Consider the following 23404-nt stretch of genomic DNA (forward strand, 5'->3'; position numbering starts at 1 on the left):
CTGTCTTTCGGCTAGCGAAAATGTTCCTTTTTTCTAAGCTTTTCTTTAAAGGCATGCCACGAATTTTTTGATCCGGAGTAGCTTCCAATCGCCGCATATCCGTAAAAAAAGCCCATAAACACCCCTGCAATAAAATGATGGCGGTGGCTGTACAAGATGGAAAGAAGAAGGCCGAGCAAAAGTGCAACCGAAGGTATTAATGCCTTTGGCACCGGCGCTGCCCATTTGATGAGCTGCGTCAGCACGAGAACCAGCGGTACAGCAAGCACTCCATCCCAAAAATTTGTATGTATAACTGGAAAAACTTCCATATGTATTCCTCTCTTTTAGCTGAGTTACTCACAGTATCGCCAAACCCGTGAACTTTTATAGATAAAAAAGAGGCAAAAACCCGCTGTTCCTTTTCGGAAACACATGGTTTTTGCCTCAATTCATTAAACGTTGAGCAAGCTGTCCACTTTTTGGATTAAATCCTTTAATTCTTCCTGAAAGGATTTCATCTTCTCCATCTTTTGCTGCAGCATCTTCTCCTGCTCTTTCAAACCAACCGCGATCTCTTCCAATTCCGACTGCTGAATGGTTGTGTCCTTTGTTGACTCGTATTGATCTTTATGTTCGAGCACCCGCTCTTTAATGCTTAAAAAATGCTGCAGCTCCTGAAGTGAAAAACCGAGCACTTCCTTTGCATCGACGACTCGTTTTAATTGTTTAACATCTTCATCTGTATACAGGCGAACTTGCCCGTCACTTCTCTCCGGAGGATGGATCAGCCCAATCTCCTCGTAATACCGGATGGCACGCTTTGTAATCCCTGTAATTTTTGCTGCTTCGTCAATTTTAATCCAATTCACCCCACTCACTCCCTTATAAAAATTATACCTTTACTATGACGCGAACGTCAAAGGTCCCGGTTAAAGAAGTGACACTCATGAAAAAACACAAAAAACCGCCACAGAAGCGGCGGCCGTTCACGTTTTAATGATTTCGTTTGGTCCATTGGCTGTCTGTCACTTGTTTTGCAATACCTTTACCTGCGGCATCCTTTGCTTTCACATCTTTTACATACCAGCCCCGGCCGTTAACACTGGCATCCGTTGTATACAAAAAGCGGACAAACTTTGTGCCGGCTGGCAAGGCTGTGGTTTCCTTCTTCCAGCCGCTGCTTTTTCCCGTAAAGGAAGAAGCTGTTTTCTGCCAGGTGACGCCGTCTGCTGATGCTTCTACCGTCCCATTGTCGCTTCCCTTTTCAATTTCAAACCATGTTTCAAAGCTTACAGTGGCGGCCGGTTTCTTCAATTCATAAACGAGCAGCCGGGAGAGTTTATCGCCATAGCCCGCGAACCAGGCTTTTTCATGATTAGGCAGAGAAACAGGGATCGCATCTGCCGCAGCACGCGCCACATCTCTTCGAACCGGATTAATCGATGGCATCGTTCGTGTTGGGTGTACACGGTTGGTCAATGTTAAGACAATGGTCTGGTTTTTAGGACTGATGACCATCGTTGTTCCTGTAAACCCGGTATGGCCAAGTGTGGTTGCGTCAGACAGCGCATCCATGTACCATCCCTGGTCCAATTCCCAGCCAAGCCCGTGAGAATCCGAAGGGAATTGAGGAAGCTGATTCTCTTCCAGTAATCTGACGGTTGAAGGCTTCAGAATCCTTGTGGAGCCATACTTTCCGTTTTGCAGGAACATGTGGGCAAAGGTGGCCAGATCATGTGCCGAGGAAAAGACGCCTGCATGCCCGGCCACTCCATCAAGTGACCATGCATTTTCATCGTGGACTTCTCCCCACACCATGCCCCTGTTGATATAAGGTTCATATTCTGTGGCAGCAATTCTTGGCTTTAAAAAAGCGGGTGGGTTATACATCGTGTCCTTCATCTTCAAAGGACCCGTTATCACTTCTTTCACATATTCATCAAGACGTTTGCCCGAAAGCCGTTCGACCAGCACCCCAAGGGTAATCATGTTCAAATCGCTGTATGTATAAGTGGTGCCTGGCGCGTTTTTCAGCGGGTAAGTCAGGATGATATGCAAGCGGTCTTCCCTGTTTGTCCCCATCTTATAGACCGGAATAAACGGCTCAAAACCCGAGGTATGTGTAAGGAGCTGGCGGATCGTCACCTTTTCTTTTCCGTTTTCATTAAATTCTGGGATATACTTGCCGACAGGATCATCGAGCTGAAATTCCCCTTGCTCGTACAGCTTCATAGCAGCCGTGGTGGTAAAAATCTTGCTGATGGATGCCAAATCGAATATCGTATCTTTTCTCATAGGAACCGGATGTTCCAGCTCTGTATACTTATCGTCCGTATACCGGGAAGCATAGCCATATGCATCCCATTTGGCGATGGATCCTTTTCTTGCGACCAAAACCACCCCGCCGGGGAACATCTTCGTCGCCATGGCATTATTCATAGTCGTGTCAATTGTGTTCAGTGCTTCAGGATAAAGACCCGCACTTCTTGGTGTTCCATTGTGGATTACAGGTGATGAGGAGCCAGGATAATTCCAGTCACCCGGCTTAAAATAGTTGACCGGGCTGCTTTGCACTTGTTTTCCCTGAGCGAAAGCCGGTGCACCTGCTGATAAAATCATACTCAGACCGACGATTGCCGCTGCCGGCTGTTTCCATTTTTTCATCATTTTCCCTCCATTTTCAGAAAATTCAATCCCTTAGTAAAGAGTAGCAACGATATACTGAAAAAGCCATGGAACCAATGTCCCATTCTTGTGCCGGCCCTTTCCTATCTTTTGGAAACTTCTTGTCAAAAAATCTAGTAAACTGTAATCATTACCAAACTTTTTTCCCCCTCATAAATTACCAAAGCATGACTATTGACCCTGTTTTTTTTTAGCTTTCCATACTATAATCTGAGAGTTATTATTTTCTGAATATAGTATAGGAGAAATGGAGGGTAGCTATGATCAGCTGGCTTAAACGAAGAAAAATGAATATCAAGACCCATTCATCACCTGACCTTGCTTCCCGCTCTTCAGTTGCAGCTCATCTGCAATCTGCATCCATTTCACCTGATAAGGAAATTGAACATTACAAAAGCAGACTTTTGCAATTTGGCATCAAAATTTGCGAGATGCCAAAGTTAACCCCCCATTCGAAGAAAACCAGACTCGATGCCTACGCCATTGCCTCTTACATAGCAAACAATACAGAACTTAAATCTCTTTTTCTTACAAAAAAAGGTCTGCCTGCATCCCAGCTATCAGAAGAATTTCCTGACAAGAGCTTTAAACGTTACACACCTTACATTATTGCTATCGCTCTCATTATTGTTGAAGACTATCATTATCTTAAAGGCTATTTGCCGGAATAGGAGGCCCTTACGATGACAAAAGGAATTGTGGTAGAAGTTAAACGGCACCACATCATCGTTCTATCTGAGGGCGGTGTTTTTCGCAAGGTAAAAAACAATGGACAGCCTTATGCGGTAGGAAGTGATATCCTCCTGCCCAATGAACCACAATCAAGGCCTTTGTTCAGTCTTCCGGTGTTCAACTGGAAATCAGCTACCGTGTTTACCTTTGCCATCCTCTTATTATTTTTTCAGCTCGCCCCCAACACTGGACAAGGGGTATATGCCTATGTGGGCATGGAGATGAATCCAAGCATCGAATTATCCATTGATGATGACATGCTCGTGCAACACATTACTGCCTATAATTCAGACGGTAAAAAACTGGTTGCTCTTCTTGAAGATTATCATGGACAGCCGCTTGAAAAAGTGACCGGGAAAATTTTCAAAATCTGCAGGGCCAAAGGGTTCATTAAGCCAGATCAGGAAGTTATTGTTACTACCACTCTGACGAAGGACGTCAGTAAAGAAACACAGCAAAAAATTGAGCAGAAAATCAATTCTCTGATGGAACAAAAAGCGTTGGAAAACAAAATTGACATGACTTCATTGATTATTTCCAACAAAGAAAGAAAACGGGCAAAGAAAAGCGGTCTTACCCCTGCTAAATATGCGATTTTCATGGCGGCAAAAGAAGCAGGAATCCCTATTACACAAACCGATATCAAGAAAAAAAGCATTCAGGAGCTGTCAGATACGGTTGGGCCGATCAGCGACCTGCTATCGACTACCCCTCTAGGAGAATATAAACATGTCTCTGTTTTTGTTCATAACGAACCTTCTCGGGATGGCATCGCGGAAACCTCACACCCGGTTTATGAGGATGATCCTGTCCTCATTCTGAGAGAGAATTCGGGCATAAAAAGCGACAAACCAACGGAAATGGCAGTTGACCAATCCGCGGCAAAGAAGGATGCAGAATGCAGCATGAGTAAACCAATTCCTGCTGCACCCGCTGCTCCAGCACAGCCCGGTCCCCCGGTACCTGCGAATAAAAGCAGCAATGAACGAAATTCAAAAAATCAGCCGGTCACCCTTCCCGTAATTGATGCAGTAAAAGCACCTGCTGCTGAGCCAGCAAAAACAAGTGCTCCTGCTGCTGAGCCGGTAAAGCAAAGTGCTCCTGTCGCGACGCCAGCACCGGTCCAAGAAAAGAAAACGGACAAACCAGCAGCACCTGCCAGTCAAGAATCAAAAGGATCTGGTACTGCAGTTATCTCAATTCCCAGGGAAACGGATAAAGAAGTAAAGACTTCTCTTCCACCTGTTTCAGTTCCAAAAGAAGAAAAGGCAAGCACCCCTTCTTCTTCCGTTTCAAAAGAAGAAACAAAACCCGCAAGCGCACCAGAACGTGAGGAAAGTAAGAATACAGATAGACCTAAAGCTCCGTCCGTGGAGATTGAAATAAAATTACCAGAAAAAGTTGAAGCTTCCGTACCGTCCCAAAACTCAAAAGAAACAGCTGTTGAGATGAATGAACCGCAGAAAGAAAGGACAGTTCCAGTCAGTGAAAAGCAAAAAGACACCTCTCTTTCAGAGGCATCTGAACCGGACTGTGGCGGTGTTAATCAAAATCAACAAGAAGCAGCGGAGGCTGAACCCGCTCCTGTACAGGAAGATACCCGTTCAGCCGTGGGACAGATAAATGAAGAACTTACTGCATCTTCAGCAAGCATTGACGATGCAGCATAAAAAAATCCTGTCTGAACACCTGTTCAGCAGGATTTTTTATTGAAGGCGGTGCAGCCGTTTCTTTAGATATTTATTTCTTTTCTTGATGAATGTATAAATGTATTCCGGCTCCTGATCGAATTTTGAAAGAGAGTAGTGCTTATAAGGATCCTTAACGATATGCGGTCTTATTGAAGAATAAAGCCGTTCAATTTTCCCCTCCATGGCTTCCAATGTGAAAGCTTCCTCGAGCAGCTGCTCCATGACCCGTTTGTACTGTTTCCGATAATTACTATGAAGCAGCAGGCGTGCCGTCAGCGTATTGTACCCATCAATGGGAACATACTTGTTCTCCATCACATCTCCATGAATATCCCTGCCCCATGTGGCATCGTAATCCCAGGGCATGATTTCAAACTGTCCGGTCTCCCCATGCTTGTAAAGAGAATAGTTATGGATAAAACCATCAAAATTCTGCGTGCAGACCGCTCCGCCAAGCCATCGAAAATAAGTTTCCAGATTCAGCAATGGTTCAATTTTTGCAGGAAACTCCTTATCCGAAGATGTTAGCACGCAATTCAGCAGCTTTCTCAAGTGCTGAAATGAATGATTGGGATCATACTTAATTTCATATCCTGAGGTAACGGACCGCTTCTGTTTGCCGGTTGTAGGATTGTACTTTGAGAAATTGGCATTTTCTGAAACAGCATAGTAGATACTGCCGTCAGGAAGCCCTCTTTTTTTAAAAAACAGCTGGTCGACCGACTCCAATTGGAGATAAACACCTTGATATAAGCTGTTGATGTACAATGTGACATGGCTTGCTTCCGGGGACAGTACTCCAATATCGCGAAAGAAATCAAGGGACAGCTTATTCCTCATTAGAGAAGGATCATTGTATTCAGCATTCATATGAATCCTTTTGGCCCCGGTAAACAGCCGCGAGGATGGAAAAACAAAATCATAGGACTTTTTTGGGAATTTGCGAATATGCGCCCCTCTGTATTTCACGGTTGTTTCATAGGACCCGTTTTCGGTTTTTAATCTCCCTTTAACCGGCTGGTTGGCCCATCTTCCCTTTTCTATTGACTTGGCCCCTTTAATTGGAACAGAGAGACGATACTCCGGCAATATACCTTTAGACATGATTCTTCAATCTCTCCTTAGGTTGATACTTATCTCTATGTTGAGAAGAAGGTAAGCGCCACAAATCAATGCTAAAAAGGGCCTCCTTTCTGTGACGTCTGTCCAAGCAGAAAGTGAAAACTCACGTACATTATATTTGAAAAGAAAGTATACTCCGTTCTTTTCATATTTTAGAGTATTGGAGGTCTACTCATGAGCGTATGGCATAATGATCCATCTGAAGAAAGCTCAAGCTCAAGTTCAAGTTCAAGCTCAAGTTCAAGTTCCAGCTCGAGCTCAAGTTCTAGCTCAAGTTCGAGAAGAAGCAGACGTTCCGGCAAAAGATCAGGAAAGCGTTCTGGAAAACGTTCTGGCCGTTCTGGCCGTTCTGGTCGTTCCGGCCGTTCTGGAAGAAGATCAAGACGATCAAGAAGAACCAGAAGATCCAGCAGTTCAAGCTCGAGCAGTTCAAGAAGAAGCGCTAAGCGTTCCGGTCGTTCCGGTCGTTCTGGTCGTTCTGGTCGTTCTGGTCGACGAAGAACAAGAAGAACACGCCGCACTCGAAGATCCAGCTAAGCAGGTAACCGAGTATTTTTTACAGATAGAGCCCAGGCTCTATCTGTTTTCATTTCATTTAGGCAAGCGTTGCTTTTCATGGAAAAAGGCGCTTGTACCAGCGCCGAATGATGGTTGTCTACATATATTTTTACTATGCAACAACAAAATCGAATCTACGGTTCTGAAAGGAGAACATGAATGTCTGATTTTAACATCAACTCAATGATTGGCAGAAGGATCAATGTCAATAAAGGAGGTCCCGAAGCCAAAGCTGGCCAATTGCTTCATTCAGGCTATAACTACATGGTTGTCGGAACAAACGAGGGAGTCGTCTATTATGCGGCGCGGCATTTAAGAAGTGTCGGAGAAGCTCTGCAAAACGACAACGGAGAGGCCAGTGAAACAGAGGGAGTATTCTGGGATTACCATACACCTAGCTGCTTTTCTGCCATTATGGACAACTTGATTGGACAAAATGTACAAATTAACCGCGGTGGCCCTGAATCCAGACAGGGAACCCTTATGTTAAGCACATATGATTATGTTGCACTTGATACCGAAAAGGAAGGCATTGTTTACTTCAATACCGACCATATAAAAAGTGTAAGCGTGGTTCAGGAGCAGGAAGAGGCAGCGGGTGATGAGGGAGATGCTGGTGGAAGCCGAACCGGCCGCGGTACTGGAAGAGGTACCGGGCGTGGTACAGGCAAAGGTGAAAGCCCTGTTACCGGACGCGGCACTGGAAGAGGTACCGGGCGTGGCACTGGCCGCGGTACGGGCAGAGGTGAAAGTCCTGTTACCGGACGCGGCACTGGAAGAGGTACCGGGCGTGGCACTGGCCGCGGTACGGGCAGAGGTGAAAGCCCTGTTACTACCGGACGCGGAACTGGAAGAGGTACTGGTCGCGGTACGGGGAGAGGCACCGGGCGTGCGACAGGTGGCACTGGAGGTTTCACAACTGGAAGACGCCAGGCTGGCGCTGCAATGGAACTGCCGCTGTACAGGGAATATGGGTTTAACCACCTGTTTGACCGCCTGACAAACAGAAGAGTGAAAATCAACCGCGGAGGTCCGGACGCCATTGAGGGTGTTTTAACCCAATATGCAGATGGCCATATTGTTGTCCTTGCCGACAATGTGCTTCACCGCATTATGCCAGATCACATTAAAAGCATTAGTGCTATGTAGTTTTACAGTTTACAAAAAAAGAAGCCGCTCTTGCCAGAGCAGCTTCTTTTGTTTGTTTTACTTCGTAAAATACCGGGCATAATGGTAATAAATTACCCAAGGATGTGCCTTATGAAATTTGAGGAGTTTATTTTTTCATATCTTCGTCTGCCGATGCTCATTCGGCTTTTCAGCATCATCGGATCCCTAATGATCTTGTTTGGCATCCTTATTCATTACATCGAGCCAGGCAGTTTCCCCACAGTATTTGAAGGAATTTACTGGGCGGTAATGACTGGTGCGACCGTTGGTTTTGGAGATTTTGTTCCCAAGACTTTTTACGGCCGTTTTGTGGCCATTATTCTGGTCTTTATTGGTGGTTCTTTTATCGCCTTTTTCACCGTTAATGCAGCCTCGGCTGTAATCAATGTTCAGAATAAGTTCAGAGAGGGAAAATTGATGTTTAAAGGAAGCGGACACCTCATTATTGTAGGTTGGAACGAACGTGCCAAACAAACCATTCTCACGCTGCAAAAGGAACAGAACGGCCAAAAAATTGTGCTTGTAGATGCTTCTCTTAATAAGAACCCCTTAAATGATGAGGGTGTGCTTTTCATAAAAGGCGATCCTTCTGCAGATGACACCTGGAAAAAAGCCCATCTTGCCAAAGCAAAAACCGTCCTCTTGACAGCAGACCAAAACTTGAAAGAATCTGAAGCGGACATGCATACCATTTTGTCCATCATTACAATAAAGGGAATAGATCCATCCATTCCGGTCATCGCTGAAATTTTAACTTCCGAACAGCTTAATAACAGTTTACGGGCAGGAGCAGATGAACTGATCAAAACCACTTCTCTGGCAGGAGAAACAATGGCCCAACTCTGTCACCGTTCATTAAAAAAAGAGTAAAGGCTTCCCTCTACTCCTGCAGTAACCTGCCTTCTACTTTTTCCACAAGTGTTTTTCCGATGTCAATCCATTTATCATCAATAGAAGCATCTGGATCCTGCGGTTCGGCAAACTGATTGAAACTCCCTCCTACAGCTCCTACATTGGCATGATCGTCGAGCCCGATCTGGTATTTATGCCCAAGCAAAAAAGGCTCTCCAAGCGTCACTAACGAACCTTGCTGATCAATCTCCTTTTCGTAGGCTGTAAAAGGAACTCTGACAAACGTATATCCCACCTCATCATCCAGCTTATAATCGAAATACCCATGATCATAATCCCAGTTACCACCGATCGTAAAGCCCATTTCTTTCAGCTTATCCTCGAGCTCATTGAAGGCAAATACTTCATTTTCCAGCTTGCTTTTCAATGGAATCATGGTTTCACTCCTTTTCTTTCAGTTCAGTTTATGTTTATCATCCCCAAAAGAAAGAAAATAAGCCCTGACAGAAATGAAAAAAGATGACCCCACTAGAGGTCATCTCATCATATTATAAGCGTTTTTCAAGTTCTTCTTTTTCTTTCTCAAAGCCAGGCTTGCCAAGCAGCGCAAACATATTCTTCTTGTATGCTTCCACTCCAGGCTGGTCGAAAGGATTTACTCCAAGAAGATATCCGCTGACCGCGCAGGCCTTTTCAAAGAAATACACCAGATAGCCAAAATGATATGGTGTTAATTCTGGAATAGTAACCACCAGGTTAGGCACGCCGCCATCGGTATGGGCAAGAAGCGTTCCCTGGAAGGCTTTATTATTTACAAAATCCATGGTTTCTCCTGCCAGGAAATTCAGCTTGTCGAGATTTTGATCGTCCTCTTCAATGGTAATTTCCTCACGTGGTGTCTCTACATTCAGCACAGTTTCGAAAAGATCGCGCCGTCCTTCCTGAACGTATTGGCCCATGGAGTGAAGATCAGTTGAAAAGTCAACGGACGCAGGATAAATACCTTTATTGTCCTTGCCTTCACTTTCGCCGTACAACTGTTTCCACCACTCAGATACATAGTGAAGACTTGGTTCGTAGTTCACCATAAGCTCAATGGTTTTCCCTTTGTTGTACAAAGCATTTCGGGCTGCTGCATATTGATACGCTTCATTTTCAGCAAGTTCAGGAGAAGAGTATGCCTTGCTGGCATCGGCAGCACCACTCATCATTTCTTCAATATTCACGCCGCTGACCGCAATTGGCAGAAGTCCAACAGCTGTCAGTACGGAATAACGTCCTCCAACATCGTCAGGAATCACAAAGCTTTCATAGCCTTCTTCGTCCGCCAATGTTTTCAAAGCGCCTTTTGCACGGTCTGTCGTTGCATAAATGCGTTTACGTGCTTCTTCTTTTCCATATTTCTCTTCTAACAATTTGCGGAAAATACGGAACGCAATCGCCGGTTCCGTTGTTGTTCCGGATTTTGAAATGACGTTTACGGATACATCCTTGCCTTCAATCAATTGAAGCAAGTCCTTCATATAAGTAGAAGAAATATTTTGTCCCGCAAAAATAACCTGTGGTGTTTTGCGATCTTCTTTTGAAAGCATGTTGTAGAATGAATGGTTCAGCATTTCAATCGCTGCCCTTGCTCCCAGGTACGAACCGCCAATTCCTATCACGATCAATACATCGGAATCATTTTTAATTTTCTCTGCGCTTTTTTGGATACGGGCAAATTCTTCTTTATCATACTCATTTGGAAGATCCACCCATCCTAAAAAGTCACTGCCTGCGCCTGTTTTATTATGGATTTGTTCGTGTGCCGCTTTAACCAATGCTGACAAATTCGTTACTTCATGGTCACCTAAAAAAGGTAAAGCTTTGCTGTAATCAAAACGTAGTTTGCTGGCCAATGTACACGCCTCCGTTTTTTTGTATTAGTCTTCTCTACTTTACAGAACTAAAAAGGACAAATCAAGAAAACCGTTAGAAAACGGCTCTCCTGATTTGCGTTTAAACGTAAAGAAGTTCAACTGTTACTTTCCCTATCCTTTACAGGGACATGCGTAAAATTTCAAGCACATCCTCTTTATTTAACTTTTTAAAGTTGCCAAACTCGCCATTTGCCATTGCTTTGTCAGCGATCAGGTCGAGCTTTGAGTCATCAATGTCATAATCCGCAAGACGGTTTGGGGCACCGATAGAAGTCCAGAACGAAGACAGCTTATCAATTCCTTCAAGGGCAACGTCACGGTCTGATTTTCCTTCAGCATCCACATTGAACACGCGGACAGCCAGTTGCTTCAAGCGGGCAGGATTTTCCTCCAAAACATGGCGAAGCAGATTCGGGAACAGGATAGCCAATCCGCCGGCATGAGGAATATCATAAACAGCAGATACTGCATGTTCCAGGTTATGGGTAGCCCAGTCACCTCGGACGCCCATTGCAATTGTTCCGTTCAGTGCCATTGTTCCGTTATAAAGAATGGTTTCGCGAAGATCATAGTTCTCAAGATCCTCCACCATTTTAGGAGCTGTTTCAATTACCGTTCTAAGAATGGATTCTGCAAACCGGTCCTGAAGAAGCGCGTTCTCTGTATGGTTGAGATACGTTTCAAGCACATGGGACATCATATCCACCATTCCATAAATGGTATGATCTTTCGGAACGGTGAATGTGTTTACAGGATCCAGGATTGAAAATTTAGGGAACACGAGTGGGCTTCCCCAGCCATATTTTTCATTGGTTTCCCAATTCGTAATAACTGATCCGGAGTTCATTTCAGAACCTGTTGCTGCAAGGGTAAGCACGGTGCCAAACGGAACTGCTTCCTTCGGCGTGCTTTTTTTTGTAACAAAATCCCAAACATCGCCATCATATTTTGCACCTGCAGCAATCGCTTTGGTGCAATCAATTACACTGCCGCCGCCTACTGCAAGAATGAAATCAACATTATTTTCTTTACAGATTTCTACACCTTTTTTCACAGTCGTTAATCGCGGGTTAGGCTCGACTCCTGAAAGTTCATGAACCTCAGCGCCCATTTTTTCCAGTTCGCTTGTTACCTGCTCATAAAGGCCGCTGCGCTTAATGCTTCCACCGCCATACACAAGCAAAACGTTCTTGCCATAAGGTTCCATTTCAGTGGAAAGCTGGCTGAGCTGTCCTTTTCCAAACACTAATCGTGTGGGGTTATAGTACGTAAATGAATTCATTTTTTTACCTCCCAGTATCCAATACTTCGTTAGTATTATCCATCATCGCGATTTTAAAAGTAAAGAAATCGGCTTGCGGGATAAATAATGTGAACAAACATTGAACAAGCTATTTAACAAAAGTTGCATAAAATACAAAAAAAGGTTTAGGGTTCTTGTTCAAGTGGAAATGTATAAATGTAACAGAAAGAAGTCATCCTATTTACTGCAATCTATTTCATTCCTAAGGAGGTAATACCATGAATGGATTACAACGTACAGCATTAGCGCTGGTCATCATTGGTGCAATCAACTGGGGTCTCGTCGGCTTCTTCCAATTCGATCTCGTGGCAGCCATTTTCGGCGGCCAGGATGCAGCTCTTGCCCGAATCGTTTATGGATTGGTTGGATTATCCGGTTTATATTGCCTGACTCTTCTTTTCAAACCATCTCATGAAGTTGAACGTGAAGACCGCGTTGAAACAAACCGCGTATAATTTGGAGCAATAAAAAAAGCTCTTCCCCTGAGGGAAGAGCTTTTTTTATTTATTTCTTAAGGCGTTTGTTAAGCTGAGCTTGACGGTCTGTAGACTCTTTCAACCATTCTTTAAGCTTTGCTTCTAGTGTGTTAAAGCCTTTGGAAGAATCTTGAGCCGCTTGCTTCTTTGGTGCCGGACGACGCTCTTTTTTAGGAGCTTGAGCTGGAGCTTCCTGAGTTTGACGGATGGAAAGAGAAATCTTTTTTGAATCCGCGTCAACAGAAAGAACTTTTACCTGTACGATATCCCCCACTTTTAATACGTCGTTAATGTCTTTAACAAAGCTATGAGAAACCTCAGAGATATGAACCAATCCCTGAACTTCGTCGTTTAAAGCGACGAAAGCACCAAACGGTTTAATTCCAGTTACTTTACCTTCAACGATGCTACCTACTTCAAAATTCATGAAAACACTCCTAACTATTTTTTAACCTATTAAGTATAACACACACGGGTAATAAAAGAAAACGAATGTAACAGGATAAAACCTACTGCCCATGCCCTAATTCAAGCAAATAGGGCATAAGTTTGAGTTTCACCTCATTCTCATACCCATATTTGGCGTTATTGGAAACTTTTTTCTTTATTAAACCAACCGTTCCGGATTCAGCAATGTTTCGGCCTCTTCTTTTGTAACATATCCTTTTTCAACGGCAATTTCCTTGACCGTCTTACCTGAGCTGAAGCTTTCCTTCGCCACTTCAGCAGCTTTTTCATAGCCTGTCTTCGGATTCAATGCGGTTGCAATGGCGAGACTCTGCTCCATCAATTCTTTAATCCGGTCTTCATTGGCTTCCAGGCCGCTTAAGCAGCGTTCAGTGAAGGTCCGCATCCCTGAAGAAAGAATCGTAATGGAATGAAGGAGGTTGAGTCCGATCACCGGCATCATAACGTTGATTTCCAGCTGGCTCCCGATTCCCGCAGTTGTCACACACGTATCATTGCCAATCACTTGGGCACAAATCATATATAAATTTTCCAGGATGACCGGATTTACCTTCCCTGGCATGATCGACGAACCCGGCTGGACAGCTGGCAGCTGGATTTCCGCAATACCGGTTCTCGGCCCCGAACTCAGCAATCGCAAGTCCGAAGAGATTTTGATGAGATGGATGGCCAATTCCTTTAAATGACTGCTGATCTGAATCGCTGCGCCGTTGTTCTGCATGAAACGGAAGCGGTCAGTTGGCTGGGCAAATGGAAGGCCCGTACGCTTCGCCACCTCGTTTATTGCCTTATCACTATATTCAGGATGCGCGTTTATTCCTGTACCGACGGCATTTCCTCCAAGGCCGATTTCAAACAGGAAGGGTTCGCTTTGCTTAAGCGCATCATGGACTTTTTGAAGACTTTCCGCATACCCTCCAAACGACTGGCCAAGCCTCATGGGCACAGCATCCTGCAGATGAGTACGGCCGGACCGGATGATGTTATGAAATTCTTCCTGTTTTTTTCTAAGAGCTGTGATGGTTTCTTCAAGGGCCGGATACAGTTTCACATAAAGTTCCTGTGCGGTGCTGATATTGATGGCTACATGAATCGTATCATTTGTGGATTGAGCCATGTTGACGTGGTCATTGGGATGGACTTTGCTCCAATCCCCTTTTTCGCCGCCTAGAAGCTCTGATGCACGGCTGGCGATGACCTCATTCGCATTCATGTTCTGTGAGGTACCCGCTCCCGCCTGATAAGCATCAACCACAAACTGATCGGTAAGCTTCCCGTCCATCACTTCCTCCGCTGCCTGAATAATGGCGTTTGCTTTTATTTTATCCAATTCCCCGCAGTCACGGTTTGCCGCTGCAGCACTCGCCTTAATAACTGCTTGTGCCTTTACAAAAGCAAAAGGAAGCCGCTGCCCGCTGATCGGGAAGTTTTCCACTGCCCGCTGGGTTTGAGCCCCATAATATGCCTCTTTTGGTACCTGAACTTCACCAAGAGTATCTTTCGCTGTTCTGTATTCCGTCATAATGCATCTCCTTTCTCACTTTACGGTTAAACCGCTTATCCTCATTTTCCTTTATTCCCTCTTTTTTCACATTTTATGGTTTATCTTTTTAACAGCTGTCCATACTGATAAGGCAGCATTCTATATCCCCTTTTTCTTTGCAGGCATGCCACCACATGCCTGCTTTTTTTTGTAAAAAACCTGGCTCGTCTGCTTCTTGTTGAAAAAAAAGAAGCCTCTATACATAGAGACTGCTTTCTAGCTTGATTCAATGGGTGCCAGCTTATCGCTTTCCTTATGTAAAGCGATGACCACAGCAGGTGATTTTTTTATTTTCCGGTGTTCTGTCCGGTATCCGGCCTTTTTCTGTTTCATGAAGGTCGCTTTTGAAATGGGACGGGGGCGGGACCACGAAATAGACTCCGGCTTTCGCCAGGAATCATGGGTAATCAGCTCGGTTTTGTAATAATAACAATTGCCGCTTAAGTATTCTTCACATATATATAATACGGTATGTTTGCTATGCATTCGCCGATCGCTCCATTTTTTTGATACATTATCCCCTTTTTCGCCAGCTTTATTCATGGAAAGAGCCTGAAGCTTGAGACTTCAAGCCCTTCACATTCCTTATCTGAAGAACCACCATAAACCTCCAAAGATAAGGAGAAGTATAAATATGATGATTAACACAGCCCAAACCCAGCCATAACCAAATCCATATCCGCCACCGCCGGCTACGCCATAGCCATAGCCGTAGCCATAGGCCGGAAAACCAGCACCATAAGGATATGCCATATTACAAACCTCCTTCATCTGTTACGTCTTCACACTAATAAAATATGTCAGACCAGGGTAAAGAGGAAGGGAGGCAAGTGCGGATTTTGTGCATGTTCGAGGAAATTATTTCTTTGGTAAAGAATTAAGGATGGGGTAAAGTAAATATGACGAATAGATGATGGAGGAATGCAATGGAAACGAAAAAAACACCGCTGCTTACTCCGGCATTTCGGAAAAAGCTAGGCGATGTCACCATACATTATGAAGATTTTCCCCCGCCGAATGCTGATGCGAAAATTTTAATCCTGATTCATGGATTTTTGTCTTCCACAATCAGCTTTCGCCAGTTGATTCCCTATTTGACCGATGAATACCACGTGGTGGCCATCGACCTGCCGGGATTTGGAAAAAGCGAAAAATCCAAGCACTATACGTATTCACTGGCCAATTACGGAAAGCTGGTATTATCGTTCATCAAGGAAATGGGCTGGTCCAAAGTAATGCTCGTCGGCCACTCGATGGGCGGACAGGTTGCTCTGCATGCCTCTCGCCAGGACGGAACACTCATCGACAAGCTGGTCCTTCTTGGCTGCTCCGGGTATATTAAACGGGCGGGAACACCCATCATATGCTGTTCCTATCTGCCTTTCTTTTCCTGGGGGTTAAAGCGGTGGGTATTAAAAAAGGATATAAGAAATGATCTGAGCGGCGTCCTTCATAATATGAACCTGGTCACTGATGAATTGATCAGAGATTACAGGGAGCAGTTTTTGGAAGAAGGGTTCTTCGACAGTTTGATCCGGCTGCTCAGGCACCGTGAAGGGGATTTAAAGCCGTTTGAACTCAATTCCATTCAACATCCTATACTGCTTATTCATGGTGATGATGACCGGGTGATTCCGCTCTCGACAGGGAAACGGCTAAACAGTGATTTGAAAAATTCCAGGCTGATCGTTTACAAAGATACGGGACACTTGATCATGGAAGAGAAACCGAAAGAGCTGGCACGGGATATAAAAAACTTCATTGCACAGCCACAAAAAAAAGAAGCGATCCAGACTCCGGTCTAGGATCGCTTCTTTGATCATTTATTGATTTTCTCTGCTTCTCATCATCTGCTGCCACACAGAACCGGCCGCTTCTTCTCCGCTTTGAATTCGCTCGAGCGCGATTTTTGCCTGGAGCCGAACCTCAAATTCGGGATCGTCCTCCGCTGATTTTAAAGCGGGAACTGCGGTTTCATCTCCTGCTTCAAAAAGGAAGCGGGCCGCCCGCCAGCGAACGAGTTTATTTTTATCCTCCAAAGCTTCACACATGGCAGGAATCGCTTTTGGGTTGCCCAAATCTGACAGACAGTCTCCTGCTGTTCGTCTTACCGCAACGTTCTTGTCCTTTAACCCGGCATATAACAGGGGAAGAACCGCTTCGTCTTCAATCATGCCAAGATATACGACTGCCAATCTTCGTATGGAAGGCTTTGGATCCTTCAGCGCCTGTTTCAGCACCATAATATCATCCACGGTAGGATTCATGCGTTCAAGAGCAGCATACCGTGTCTGCCAGTCTTCATCCCGCATCTTTTCAGCTACCTCAGTGGAAGTAACGGTTTCCTCTGCAGCTTTTTTTCCTTCTTCACTGTGAAACGCCTGCTCTACAAGCTTTTGTACACGCTCTTCGTCATAAGCAGCCGATATTTCATCCACTACTTCCTGGCCGATTTGCTCAAAGGTACCGTATCGCACCCCTTGTTCTTCCCACTTTCGCTCCATAACAAGGTTATCTGACGCTTTCTGAGCTTCAAGTGCAGCCTTCATAAATCGCTCAGGCAAGCCGGCACGGCGTTCTTCCTTCTCTGTTTTCAGTTTCACCTGCATCGGCAATCCCCGGAACATTTGAATCAGCACAGTAATTTCGAGATACTCTTCGTCCTTTTTCTCACCCGTATTATCCTGTTCAGTGGTGGCTTCAGAATCTCCAAATACTTCGCGCACGCCTGCAAGTACGTCCTCCCAATCCGCGCGCGGATGGCGGTCGAGCGCGATAAAGTCTGCCACATGATATACGCTTTTGACCCCTTCCACACCGAAGATTTCTTTAATGTAATCCGGTGCGCCCTCCAGGTTATCCTTTGTATAGTTGTACCTTTCGTTTCCCGGCAGGCTTTCATCCATATTTATTTTCATGGAGTTCGGACTCGGCGTTGGTTCTATGCCTTTGATTTTCATGCTTTCACTCCTTCAGATCAATTTCTGTTGTGTAATAAAATTCAGCATTTTCTTTTTTTCGTTATCTGTGAACTTATAGTCACTGTCTACCCCTTCATCATGCACAATAAAATCCTGTACCTCGCCGTCCAGATCAAACACAACCAGGGCGCTCGGGTCGATCAGATCAGCCGGCAGAATAGTGTCTTTTGAGAATTCGAAGTTAAGATACACATTGATCCAGTGTCCGCTTGTCATGACTTCGGGATAAAATGCGGTAAAATCCGCTTCGAAGTAATTTTGAAATCCATACTTGTACATAACGTTCCCCCGTATGACATATTGCTCCCTACTATTATAAACAAACCCTGTACAGGAAACAAAGGTGGCGGGTTCCATTGGAGTGGTTGTTTTCTAATATCCATTTAAAGAGAAAAAGACACCAGCGCATAATGCACGAGTGTCCGGAAAGGGTCTACCGACTTAATACCGCACGCACGGGACTGCCATCAGCTTCTTTTAAAGGAAGAGGCAGTGCCATAAGATGGTATTTTCCCGGTTCGATATCGTCGAGCACAAGCCCTTCGAGAATATGAATTCCTTTGCTGTGCAGCGCATGGTGAGCTGACAGCTCTTTGCTGTCAAGGGGATCCACTGAAGGAACATCTACTCCAATCAATCGGACTCCATTTTCGAATAAATAAGCAGCAAGAGACTCATGAAGACAAGTGATGATTGACGGAAACACACTCCGATCCTTCCATGAACCGGTTTTAAGCAGCACCCTCTGGATTCCCTCAAGACTTACATCTTTCAGATCATCCGGTCTTATACATTCTCTCCCGCTGACATCGACAACAAGCGCCGTTCCGGCATACAAATCAAGGTCTAACTCCAATACTCTCTCCCCATTACTGTCAAAATGGAAAGGGGCATCTATGTGAGTGCCTGTATGGGTGCTCATGGTAACTTGACCAACATTTACAGAGCCTGATTCTTCTTTCGTCCATGTCAGTTCATATGCAAATAATGTATCACCGGGCCATATGGGAATGGTTGAACTTAGTGGCATGGAAACATCAATCAGCTTTCCCATTATGCAATCACCTCCCGGACATTTGGGTATTTCTCATATTGCTTTTCACCCATGATTTTCTTCAAACGAGCGACAGTGTCATGCACATCCTGGAATGAAACGTAAAGAGGAACGGGAGCCAGCCGGATGACGTTCGGCGCCCGGAAATCCGGTACAACTTGATTTTCTTTTAATGCTTTGCAAATTCTTGCTGCTTCAGGATGTTCAAGGCATACATGTCCCCCGCGGCGATTATCTTCCCTCGGATTGCCTATGTGAAAACCAAAGGAAGACAGCTCCGATTCAATCAATTCCATCAAATAACGGGTAAGCTGAAGCGACTTTTCCCTCAACCGCGCCATTCCTGCTTCCGCAAAAAGGTCAAGTGACCCAATCAATGGGGCTGTGCTCAATACATGGGGCGTTCCCATCTGGTAAGCGCCCGATGTATCCGCGGGCACAAATTCATGGGACATATCAAACTGCTTTTCTTTGTTTGAACCAAACCATCCGGTAAGACCCGGAACGGTTTTGAAATGCTTACGGTTCACATAGAGTCCGGCAACACTGCCCGGACCTCCGTTTAAATACTTGTAGTTGCACCAAAAAGCGAAGTCCACCTCCCAATCCGAAAGTTGATGGGGCACGGCACCGATGGAATGACATAAATCAAACCCGATCAAAATCCCTCTCTTGTGCGCCTCTGCCGTCAGCCGCTGCATATCCAGCAGTTGTCCGCTCCGGTAAAGTACAGAAGGAAGCACAATGAGAGCTACCTCCTCTGTCATGGCGGAGATAACGTCCTCTTCTTCTATCAGTCTGCCATCCCGGCTTTTTACAGATAATAAATGGGCAGCAGGATTTAAGCCTTTTAACTGGAGCTGGCTTTTCAACGCATATATGTCCGATGGAAATGTCAATTCATCCGCCAAGATTTTCGTTTTGGTGCCAGCGGGTTTAAAAAAGGTAGAGACGAGCTGATGAAGATTTCCTGTTGTCGAGCCAGTAACGATCACTTCATCTGAATGAGCACCAATTAACGGTGCCATCTTCCCTCCGAGTTGCTCACTTAGCGTAAACCAGGGATGCTGCCCTGCCGTCCAGCCATCAATACCGAAATTTTTCCAATCATTTAATACTTCCGTTAGTGTTTTCTCTGCATTTTTTGACAAAATTCCTAAAGAGTTACCGTCCATATACAGGAGATCTTTTTTCACATAAAAATTCTCTTTAAAGTGCTTAAGTTCGTCTTTTCCATCCATTTCAGACCAATATTCTTGTGTCATTGGTTATACGCCCCCTTTTTCTTTTCTTCTTCTATCTTAAACAATTAACTTCCTCTACTCAATGCAACCGCTTTCTTTTCAAATATTACAATTTCGTGACAGTCAAATTACGACATAATTCCTAAGATACACGAATTATAATAGTTACTATGAAAAACGAACTACTTTTTGGAGAATATTGTAGAAAAAGTAAAGCTTGTTGACCAATTAAAATAACCTTCTTTTAACTACCTGATTAACAGCGATTTATGAAAAAAATCCAGTATGGGAGGAATTGATGATGAATAGGAAAGAACACTTGGACCAAGAGTGGGTTAATTTAATTCTGCAAGCTAAAAAAATGGGAATAAGTATTGAAGAAGTCCGTACATACCTGCATAAGGGCTATGCCATGCCTCCTATAAATCCCCGAATAAAAGCGACATCCTTGTGATGCCGCTTTCGTTCTATTTACATGATACAGACCTTAATTGTATAATATAATCAAATTAGTAGTAAAAAAGAGGGATAATAGTGATTGGTGAACTTGTAAAAAAGTATCGAAAAGAAAAAGGCCTCTCTTTATCGGCGTTAGCGGAACGAGCAGGTATCGCCAAGTCCTATCTCAGCTCTCTGGAACGAAACATCCAAACCAACCCATCTGTGCAATTGTTGGAAAAATTATCAGCTGTACTTGATATTCCAGTAGAGAAGCTTTTGAATGAAAAATCAGAAGTCAATGAGAGTGAACTTGATCATGAATGGGCGGATCTTGTAAAGGAAGCCATGGATTCAGGAGTCAGCAAGGATCAGTTTAAAGAATTCCTTGAATTTAATAAATGGAGAAATACGCAAAATTAAGCCGACATTGGTACATGTCGGCTTGTTTATATAGCTTTATTTATTTTCATAGTGTTTATAATAAGCGGCTGCCAGCCGTCTTTTATTCTGAAGTTAATAGAGTTTCCGCCTGGTAAATTCGAAAGGGGCATATCATTATAGCAATTTTCCCTTATGGATACAGTTTCACTCCGGTACATTCCTTTTATAACGAATCATCGTTCATACCCTTGTTCTTGATTTTCCAGCTTTCATAGGCTAAAAATTCTCTTATTTCCTCACGCTCAATGCCGATTTCCTTCGCTTGTACGATCAATTCCACCCAACCGTGATCCAGGGTATATTCATTGTTATTCACTAATTTTTCCACCGGTACCTCCAAGGCTCTGGCAACTTTCATAATCATTTGCGCAGATGGATTTGTTTTATGGTTTTCAATACTGCTGACATACCCTTTGGATACGCCTGAGCGTTCAGCCAATTTAGTGATGCTCCATCCTTTTTTTTGCCGCATTTGTTTGATTTGTTTTCCGATGAAATTTTCCAAGTCTTTGTCTTCCTTTGCTGAAACTAAAAAGCTTCTAGCCTTTTTCTCTGGTTGTAAAAAAGGAAAGGTGAGAATAAGATTCCCACCTTTGCCTTAATCCTTACTTCGCTTCTCCAGCACCTTGTTGTGCGTTGAATGTCCATTTCAAGGATAAAGAATCTCCCTGGAATTTGTTTTGGTCCTGGCCATTATCTACAAATGTAAACATAACAAGCATTTCATCGCTATCTCCTGCTTTAAGGCCTTTTTTCTCGCCCATCCATCCTTTGGCAACCGCATCAGGATTTTTCATATCTTTAAGATCAGCAAGCGTTGTGCTGTAAATTACATCATTGTCTTTGTCAGAGTTGTAGAGGAAATCAACCTGGATATGCTTCCCGAAATCTTCGCCAGCATTATCGCCTTTAGCATCGGTTACTGTGTAGTCTGTATCCAAAAGAATTTTCTTAACATCAAGAGTTCCGTCATTCTTCAAGTCGAATGAACGAAGGACATAATCTCCTGGCTTAAGATTCGAAACGTCAACAATGGTTGATGGATCTGTATTGATATCCAGTGTTCCTGCAGCAAATGTGCTGGAAGCTTCTGCAGAGTCACTGAAATACGCGTATGTACCTCCACCGATTAAAGACAGCCCCAAAGCTGCTGATGCCACACCTAGTCCTAATTTCTTTTTCAAACTCATTTCTATTCCTCCCTCTCCCATGTAAATGGGAATATGATCATTTTTTATATTGAACCTGCAAAGATAATCAGTGCAGTGAACAATCTTACGCTAGAGAGTACTTTCTTTCTTTGAAATTTCGACTTCCCGGATGGCTTTCCAGATCGTGATGACTGAGTAAATGAGCAAGAGAATTCCAGGGACAATCATAAGTAACATGGTTCCTTTTTTGGATTGGGCAAATTCCATACCATAACCGATATACGGGATGGTAAAGCCGTTATACTGGGCGACAACATTGGCTGCCAGAACCGGCTCGGGATCCGGTGCGTTGTTATTGTCCCCTTTGGTAACATATCTGACATTGTCACCCTTGCCCTCCACCTTATAAATGCGGTGGGTAATCAATTTATGTTCAGAAGCCTTAAAGGTGATCACATCCCCTTTTTGAAAACGGGTCAAGTCTCCACCAGGCTTTACTGCTATGATTGAACCGGTTTGAATATCAGGCTCCATGGATCCGGATAAGACCGTTTTCAGCTGATACCCGTTGAAAGCGGGTTCTCCGCCGGAAGCTTTCGTTGAAATAACAACGAACAACATAAATAGCAAGGTAACAAAAAGGACACCTGTAATTAAATTACTGATCCACTTTCCCAAAGTTGCCATAAGCTGTACCACTCCTTATTAAAGGAATAAAGTCGGGATGATTACTGTTCTTCCGACGCTTTACTCCCTGTTGATGGGTCTTGCTTCACTTCTTCCTGCTTTTGCTCTTTAGCCTGGGCAGATTGGCTGGAATCGTCTTGATTAGTGGTTTCATCTGTTTTCTTATCAGGTTGATCATCTGTTGCTTTCTCTGGCGTTGATTCAGGCTTTTCGGCAGGTGGCCTTGTTTCCGGATCCGGTTTGGCAGGCGGTTTTGTTTCGGTTTTGGTTTCAGGCTGCTTCTGTGCTGGGACTGCCGGTTTAACGGGTTGCTTTTTGTCAGCCTGAGCCTGTTCCTTATCTTCTTTTGGTTTTGCAGGCTCAATCTTTTCATCCTGCTTTTTGTCTTTACTGTCCTCTTTCTTGTCAGCAGGTTTATCGCCATCCTCACAGGAGGCTTCTTTGCCGCTTGGAGAAGAAGACTTGATACATTCTGTTGATGGATCTGTCACTTTTGCTGTGATTGTCCCGGTAACGACTTCCTTATCACTGTAGGAAGCGTTTGTAGGCGAATATAGATTTATAAATGCAAAAAAGATAATATAACAAATAATTGACAGTTTTATAGTCAACCGCATGAACCAACTGCGGTATGGAGAACGTTTGATGTTCATCTTCCTCCTTACAAACAAATTGTATAATCTACCGTTCTCTACTAAGAACAACTTTCTTACTTAGTATGTCATGTTTTATTAGGAGAAGAAAACACTATTTTTCGGGGTAATTGTTCTTTTTAGCAGACAAAATTTCCATTTTTCTCTATTTATCGTGATTTATCGCAATTTTTCGTAAAATTCGCCATAATTAGCGTTCATTTTATAGAACAATTGATAAATTAATCTTGATATTTATACTGAATCGCCTA

General features: G+C 44.0%; 28 protein-coding genes. 9 read left to right on the forward strand and 19 right to left on the reverse strand.

Translation table 11 applies throughout. The features are described from left to right. Nucleotides 1-11 precede the first annotated feature (11 nt). From QYB97_RS19975 to QYB97_RS19985, 3 genes are all read right to left on the reverse strand, one after another. Nucleotides 12-311, reverse strand: coding sequence for a hypothetical protein (locus QYB97_RS19975; RefSeq protein ID WP_301167786.1), 300 nt, complete (start codon nucleotides 309-311; stop codon nucleotides 12-14). Nucleotides 312-434: 123 nt separating this feature from the next. Further along, nucleotides 435-851, reverse strand: coding sequence for a MerR family transcriptional regulator (locus QYB97_RS19980; protein WP_301167787.1), 417 nt, complete (start codon nucleotides 849-851; stop codon nucleotides 435-437). Nucleotides 852-975: 124 nt separating this feature from the next. Next, nucleotides 976-2649, reverse strand: a complete 1674-nt coding sequence (locus QYB97_RS19985; RefSeq protein WP_425589830.1) for a serine hydrolase domain-containing protein — start codon at nucleotides 2647-2649, stop codon at nucleotides 976-978. Nucleotides 2650-2927: 278 nt separating this feature from the next. Between QYB97_RS19985 and QYB97_RS19990 the strand changes: the two genes are divergently transcribed. Together QYB97_RS19990 and QYB97_RS19995 are read left to right on the forward strand one after the other, a co-directional pair. Continuing rightward, on the forward strand, nucleotides 2928-3338 hold the full coding sequence (locus QYB97_RS19990; protein ID WP_301167788.1) for a hypothetical protein: 411 nt from the start codon (nucleotides 2928-2930) through the stop codon (nucleotides 3336-3338). A 12-nt stretch (nucleotides 3339-3350) separates the two neighbouring features. Next, nucleotides 3351-5069 (forward strand): anti-sigma-I factor RsgI family protein, encoded by a 1719-nt coding sequence (locus tag QYB97_RS19995; RefSeq protein WP_301167789.1) that lies wholly within the window; start codon nucleotides 3351-3353, stop codon nucleotides 5067-5069. A 36-nt stretch (nucleotides 5070-5105) separates the two neighbouring features. Here the strand turns inward: QYB97_RS19995 and QYB97_RS20000 are convergent, their stop codons facing one another. Further along, nucleotides 5106-6194, reverse strand: a complete 1089-nt coding sequence (locus tag QYB97_RS20000; protein ID WP_301167790.1) for a CotH kinase family protein — start codon at nucleotides 6192-6194, stop codon at nucleotides 5106-5108. A gap of 208 nt (nucleotides 6195-6402) precedes the next feature. On the opposite strand from QYB97_RS20000, the gene QYB97_RS20005 reads away from it, so the two are divergent. The 3 genes from QYB97_RS20005 to QYB97_RS20015 all read left to right on the forward strand — a co-directional run bounded on the left by QYB97_RS20005 (nucleotide 6403) and on the right by QYB97_RS20015 (nucleotide 8810). Then, the gene (locus QYB97_RS20005) at nucleotides 6403-6957 is read left to right on the forward strand and encodes a hypothetical protein (RefSeq protein WP_301167791.1); all 555 of its coding nucleotides are present in this window, start codon (nucleotides 6403-6405) and stop codon (nucleotides 6955-6957) included. Beyond that, entirely contained in the window at nucleotides 6930-7919 is a 990-nt protein-coding gene (locus QYB97_RS20010) for a hypothetical protein (RefSeq protein ID WP_301167792.1), read from the forward strand. The genes QYB97_RS20005 and QYB97_RS20010 overlap by 28 nt, the downstream gene beginning before the upstream one ends. A gap of 111 nt (nucleotides 7920-8030) precedes the next feature. After that, nucleotides 8031-8810 carry a potassium channel family protein gene (locus tag QYB97_RS20015; RefSeq protein WP_301167793.1) on the forward strand — a complete coding sequence of 260 codons (780 nt, stop codon included), beginning with the start codon at nucleotides 8031-8033 and terminating at the stop codon, nucleotides 8808-8810. Nucleotides 8811-8820: 10 nt separating this feature from the next. On the opposite strand, the gene QYB97_RS20020 is transcribed toward QYB97_RS20015, so the two are convergent. The 3 genes from QYB97_RS20020 to QYB97_RS20030 form a co-directional block, all read right to left on the reverse strand. Beyond that, complete coding sequence (locus QYB97_RS20020) at nucleotides 8821-9228, reverse strand: YugN-like family protein (RefSeq protein ID WP_301167794.1); 408 nt, start codon at nucleotides 9226-9228, stop codon at nucleotides 8821-8823. A gap of 112 nt (nucleotides 9229-9340) precedes the next feature. Continuing rightward, a complete protein-coding gene (locus QYB97_RS20025; RefSeq protein ID WP_301167795.1) occupies nucleotides 9341-10690 on the reverse strand; it encodes a glucose-6-phosphate isomerase in 1350 nt (449 codons plus the stop codon). A 139-nt stretch (nucleotides 10691-10829) separates the two neighbouring features. Further along, nucleotides 10830-11993 carry an iron-containing alcohol dehydrogenase gene (locus QYB97_RS20030; protein ID WP_301167796.1) on the reverse strand — a complete coding sequence of 388 codons (1164 nt, stop codon included), beginning with the start codon at nucleotides 11991-11993 and terminating at the stop codon, nucleotides 10830-10832. Nucleotides 11994-12232: 239 nt separating this feature from the next. Here QYB97_RS20030 and QYB97_RS20035 point away from each other — a divergent pair, with 239 nt between their 5' ends. Then, entirely contained in the window at nucleotides 12233-12469 is a 237-nt protein-coding gene (locus tag QYB97_RS20035; RefSeq protein ID WP_301167797.1) for a DUF378 domain-containing protein, read from the forward strand. Nucleotides 12470-12518: 49 nt separating this feature from the next. Here QYB97_RS20035 and yugI read toward each other — a convergent pair whose 3' ends face one another. From yugI to QYB97_RS20055, 4 genes are all read right to left on the reverse strand, one after another. Continuing rightward, a complete protein-coding gene (yugI, locus tag QYB97_RS20040) occupies nucleotides 12519-12917 on the reverse strand; it encodes a S1 domain-containing post-transcriptional regulator GSP13 (protein WP_301167798.1) in 399 nt (132 codons plus the stop codon). A 180-nt stretch (nucleotides 12918-13097) separates the two neighbouring features. Beyond that, a complete protein-coding gene (locus QYB97_RS20045) occupies nucleotides 13098-14480 on the reverse strand; it encodes a class II fumarate hydratase (RefSeq protein ID WP_301167799.1) in 1383 nt (460 codons plus the stop codon). Between the two features lie 237 nt (nucleotides 14481-14717). Next, nucleotides 14718-14987 (reverse strand): hypothetical protein, encoded by a 270-nt coding sequence (locus QYB97_RS20050; protein WP_301167800.1) that lies wholly within the window; start codon nucleotides 14985-14987, stop codon nucleotides 14718-14720. 99 nt (nucleotides 14988-15086) lie between these two features. Continuing rightward, the gene (locus QYB97_RS20055; protein ID WP_301167801.1) at nucleotides 15087-15254 is read right to left on the reverse strand and encodes a sporulation protein YjcZ; all 168 of its coding nucleotides are present in this window, start codon (nucleotides 15252-15254) and stop codon (nucleotides 15087-15089) included. Nucleotides 15255-15427: 173 nt separating this feature from the next. Between QYB97_RS20055 and QYB97_RS20060 the strand changes: the two genes are divergently transcribed. Then, a complete protein-coding gene (locus QYB97_RS20060) occupies nucleotides 15428-16306 on the forward strand; it encodes an alpha/beta fold hydrolase (protein ID WP_301167802.1) in 879 nt (292 codons plus the stop codon). 18 nt (nucleotides 16307-16324) lie between these two features. On the opposite strand, the gene QYB97_RS20065 is transcribed toward QYB97_RS20060, so the two are convergent. The 4 genes from QYB97_RS20065 to kynU all read right to left on the reverse strand — a co-directional run bounded on the left by QYB97_RS20065 (nucleotide 16325) and on the right by kynU (nucleotide 19801). Next, nucleotides 16325-17461 carry a conserved virulence factor C family protein gene (locus tag QYB97_RS20065; RefSeq protein WP_301167803.1) on the reverse strand — a complete coding sequence of 379 codons (1137 nt, stop codon included), beginning with the start codon at nucleotides 17459-17461 and terminating at the stop codon, nucleotides 16325-16327. A gap of 12 nt (nucleotides 17462-17473) precedes the next feature. After that, nucleotides 17474-17761 carry a hypothetical protein gene (locus tag QYB97_RS20070; RefSeq protein WP_301167804.1) on the reverse strand — a complete coding sequence of 96 codons (288 nt, stop codon included), beginning with the start codon at nucleotides 17759-17761 and terminating at the stop codon, nucleotides 17474-17476. Nucleotides 17762-17915: 154 nt separating this feature from the next. After that, a complete protein-coding gene (kynB, locus tag QYB97_RS20075) occupies nucleotides 17916-18536 on the reverse strand; it encodes an arylformamidase (protein WP_301167805.1) in 621 nt (206 codons plus the stop codon). After that, nucleotides 18536-19801: a kynureninase gene (gene kynU / locus QYB97_RS20080; RefSeq protein ID WP_301167806.1), complete on the reverse strand. Its 1266-nt coding sequence runs from the start codon at nucleotides 19799-19801 to the stop codon at nucleotides 18536-18538. Before kynU ends, kynB begins: the two co-directional genes overlap by 1 nt. Before the next feature lie 280 nt (nucleotides 19802-20081). Here kynU and QYB97_RS20085 point away from each other — a divergent pair, with 280 nt between their 5' ends. Both QYB97_RS20085 and QYB97_RS20090 read left to right on the forward strand, forming a co-directional pair. Next, nucleotides 20082-20234, forward strand: a complete 153-nt coding sequence (locus QYB97_RS20085) for an anti-repressor SinI family protein (RefSeq protein ID WP_301167844.1) — start codon at nucleotides 20082-20084, stop codon at nucleotides 20232-20234. Nucleotides 20235-20314: 80 nt separating this feature from the next. Then, nucleotides 20315-20641, forward strand: a complete 327-nt coding sequence (locus QYB97_RS20090; protein WP_301167807.1) for a helix-turn-helix domain-containing protein — start codon at nucleotides 20315-20317, stop codon at nucleotides 20639-20641. 184 nt (nucleotides 20642-20825) lie between these two features. On the opposite strand, the gene QYB97_RS20095 is transcribed toward QYB97_RS20090, so the two are convergent. The 4 genes from QYB97_RS20095 to QYB97_RS20110 all read right to left on the reverse strand — a co-directional run bounded on the left by QYB97_RS20095 (nucleotide 20826) and on the right by QYB97_RS20110 (nucleotide 23153). Further along, the gene (locus tag QYB97_RS20095) at nucleotides 20826-21167 is read right to left on the reverse strand and encodes a helix-turn-helix domain-containing protein (RefSeq protein ID WP_301167808.1); all 342 of its coding nucleotides are present in this window, start codon (nucleotides 21165-21167) and stop codon (nucleotides 20826-20828) included. A 100-nt stretch (nucleotides 21168-21267) separates the two neighbouring features. Next, on the reverse strand, nucleotides 21268-21852 hold the full coding sequence (locus tag QYB97_RS20100) for a CalY family protein (protein WP_301167809.1): 585 nt from the start codon (nucleotides 21850-21852) through the stop codon (nucleotides 21268-21270). 90 nt (nucleotides 21853-21942) lie between these two features. Continuing rightward, entirely contained in the window at nucleotides 21943-22500 is a 558-nt protein-coding gene (gene sipW / locus QYB97_RS20105; protein WP_301167810.1) for a signal peptidase I SipW, read from the reverse strand. Nucleotides 22501-22541: 41 nt separating this feature from the next. Beyond that, on the reverse strand, nucleotides 22542-23153 hold the full coding sequence (locus QYB97_RS20110; protein ID WP_301167811.1) for a hypothetical protein: 612 nt from the start codon (nucleotides 23151-23153) through the stop codon (nucleotides 22542-22544). Between the last annotated feature and the right edge of the window lie 251 nt (nucleotides 23154-23404).

The sequence above is a fragment of the Fictibacillus fluitans genome (genome assembly GCF_030418125.1).
GTDB classification, from domain to species: Bacteria; Bacillota; Bacilli; order Bacillales; family Fictibacillaceae; genus Fictibacillus_C; species Fictibacillus_C fluitans.

Excerpts from the sequence above, each read along its gene's own strand:
- QYB97_RS19975 (WP_301167786.1), bottom strand. The coding sequence starts at position 311 with ATGGAAGTTTTTCCAGTTATACATACAAATTTTTGGGATGGAGTGCTT.
- QYB97_RS19985 (WP_425589830.1), bottom strand. The coding sequence starts at position 2,649 with ATGATGAAAAAATGGAAACAGCCGGCAGCGGCAATCGTCGGTCTGAGT.
- QYB97_RS19990 (WP_301167788.1), top strand. The coding sequence starts at position 2,928 with ATGATCAGCTGGCTTAAACGAAGAAAAATGAATATCAAGACCCATTCA.
- QYB97_RS19995 (WP_301167789.1), top strand. The coding sequence starts at position 3,351 with ATGACAAAAGGAATTGTGGTAGAAGTTAAACGGCACCACATCATCGTT.
- QYB97_RS20000 (WP_301167790.1), bottom strand. The coding sequence starts at position 6,194 with ATGTCTAAAGGTATATTGCCGGAGTATCGTCTCTCTGTTCCAATTAAA.
- QYB97_RS20005 (WP_301167791.1), top strand. The coding sequence starts at position 6,403 with ATGATCCATCTGAAGAAAGCTCAAGCTCAAGTTCAAGTTCAAGCTCAA.
- QYB97_RS20010 (WP_301167792.1), top strand. The coding sequence starts at position 6,930 with ATGTCTGATTTTAACATCAACTCAATGATTGGCAGAAGGATCAATGTC.
- QYB97_RS20015 (WP_301167793.1), top strand. The coding sequence starts at position 8,031 with ATGAAATTTGAGGAGTTTATTTTTTCATATCTTCGTCTGCCGATGCTC.
- QYB97_RS20020 (WP_301167794.1), bottom strand. The coding sequence starts at position 9,228 with ATGATTCCATTGAAAAGCAAGCTGGAAAATGAAGTATTTGCCTTCAAT.
- QYB97_RS20030 (WP_301167796.1), bottom strand. The coding sequence starts at position 11,993 with ATGAATTCATTTACGTACTATAACCCCACACGATTAGTGTTTGGAAAA.
- QYB97_RS20035 (WP_301167797.1), top strand. The coding sequence starts at position 12,233 with ATGAATGGATTACAACGTACAGCATTAGCGCTGGTCATCATTGGTGCA.
- yugI (WP_301167798.1), bottom strand. The coding sequence starts at position 12,917 with ATGAATTTTGAAGTAGGTAGCATCGTTGAAGGTAAAGTAACTGGAATT.
- QYB97_RS20045 (WP_301167799.1), bottom strand. The coding sequence starts at position 14,480 with ATGACGGAATACAGAACAGCGAAAGATACTCTTGGTGAAGTTCAGGTA.
- QYB97_RS20050 (WP_301167800.1), bottom strand. The coding sequence starts at position 14,987 with ATGCATAGCAAACATACCGTATTATATATATGTGAAGAATACTTAAGC.
- QYB97_RS20055 (WP_301167801.1), bottom strand. The coding sequence starts at position 15,254 with ATGGCATATCCTTATGGTGCTGGTTTTCCGGCCTATGGCTACGGCTAT.
- QYB97_RS20060 (WP_301167802.1), top strand. The coding sequence starts at position 15,428 with ATGGAAACGAAAAAAACACCGCTGCTTACTCCGGCATTTCGGAAAAAG.
- QYB97_RS20065 (WP_301167803.1), bottom strand. The coding sequence starts at position 17,461 with ATGAAAATCAAAGGCATAGAACCAACGCCGAGTCCGAACTCCATGAAA.
- QYB97_RS20070 (WP_301167804.1), bottom strand. The coding sequence starts at position 17,761 with ATGTACAAGTATGGATTTCAAAATTACTTCGAAGCGGATTTTACCGCA.
- kynB (WP_301167805.1), bottom strand. The coding sequence starts at position 18,536 with ATGGGAAAGCTGATTGATGTTTCCATGCCACTAAGTTCAACCATTCCC.
- kynU (WP_301167806.1), bottom strand. The coding sequence starts at position 19,801 with ATGACACAAGAATATTGGTCTGAAATGGATGGAAAAGACGAACTTAAG.
- QYB97_RS20085 (WP_301167844.1), top strand. The coding sequence starts at position 20,082 with ATGAATAGGAAAGAACACTTGGACCAAGAGTGGGTTAATTTAATTCTG.
- QYB97_RS20100 (WP_301167809.1), bottom strand. The coding sequence starts at position 21,852 with ATGAGTTTGAAAAAGAAATTAGGACTAGGTGTGGCATCAGCAGCTTTG.
- sipW (WP_301167810.1), bottom strand. The coding sequence starts at position 22,500 with ATGGCAACTTTGGGAAAGTGGATCAGTAATTTAATTACAGGTGTCCTT.
- QYB97_RS20110 (WP_301167811.1), bottom strand. The coding sequence starts at position 23,153 with ATGAACATCAAACGTTCTCCATACCGCAGTTGGTTCATGCGGTTGACT.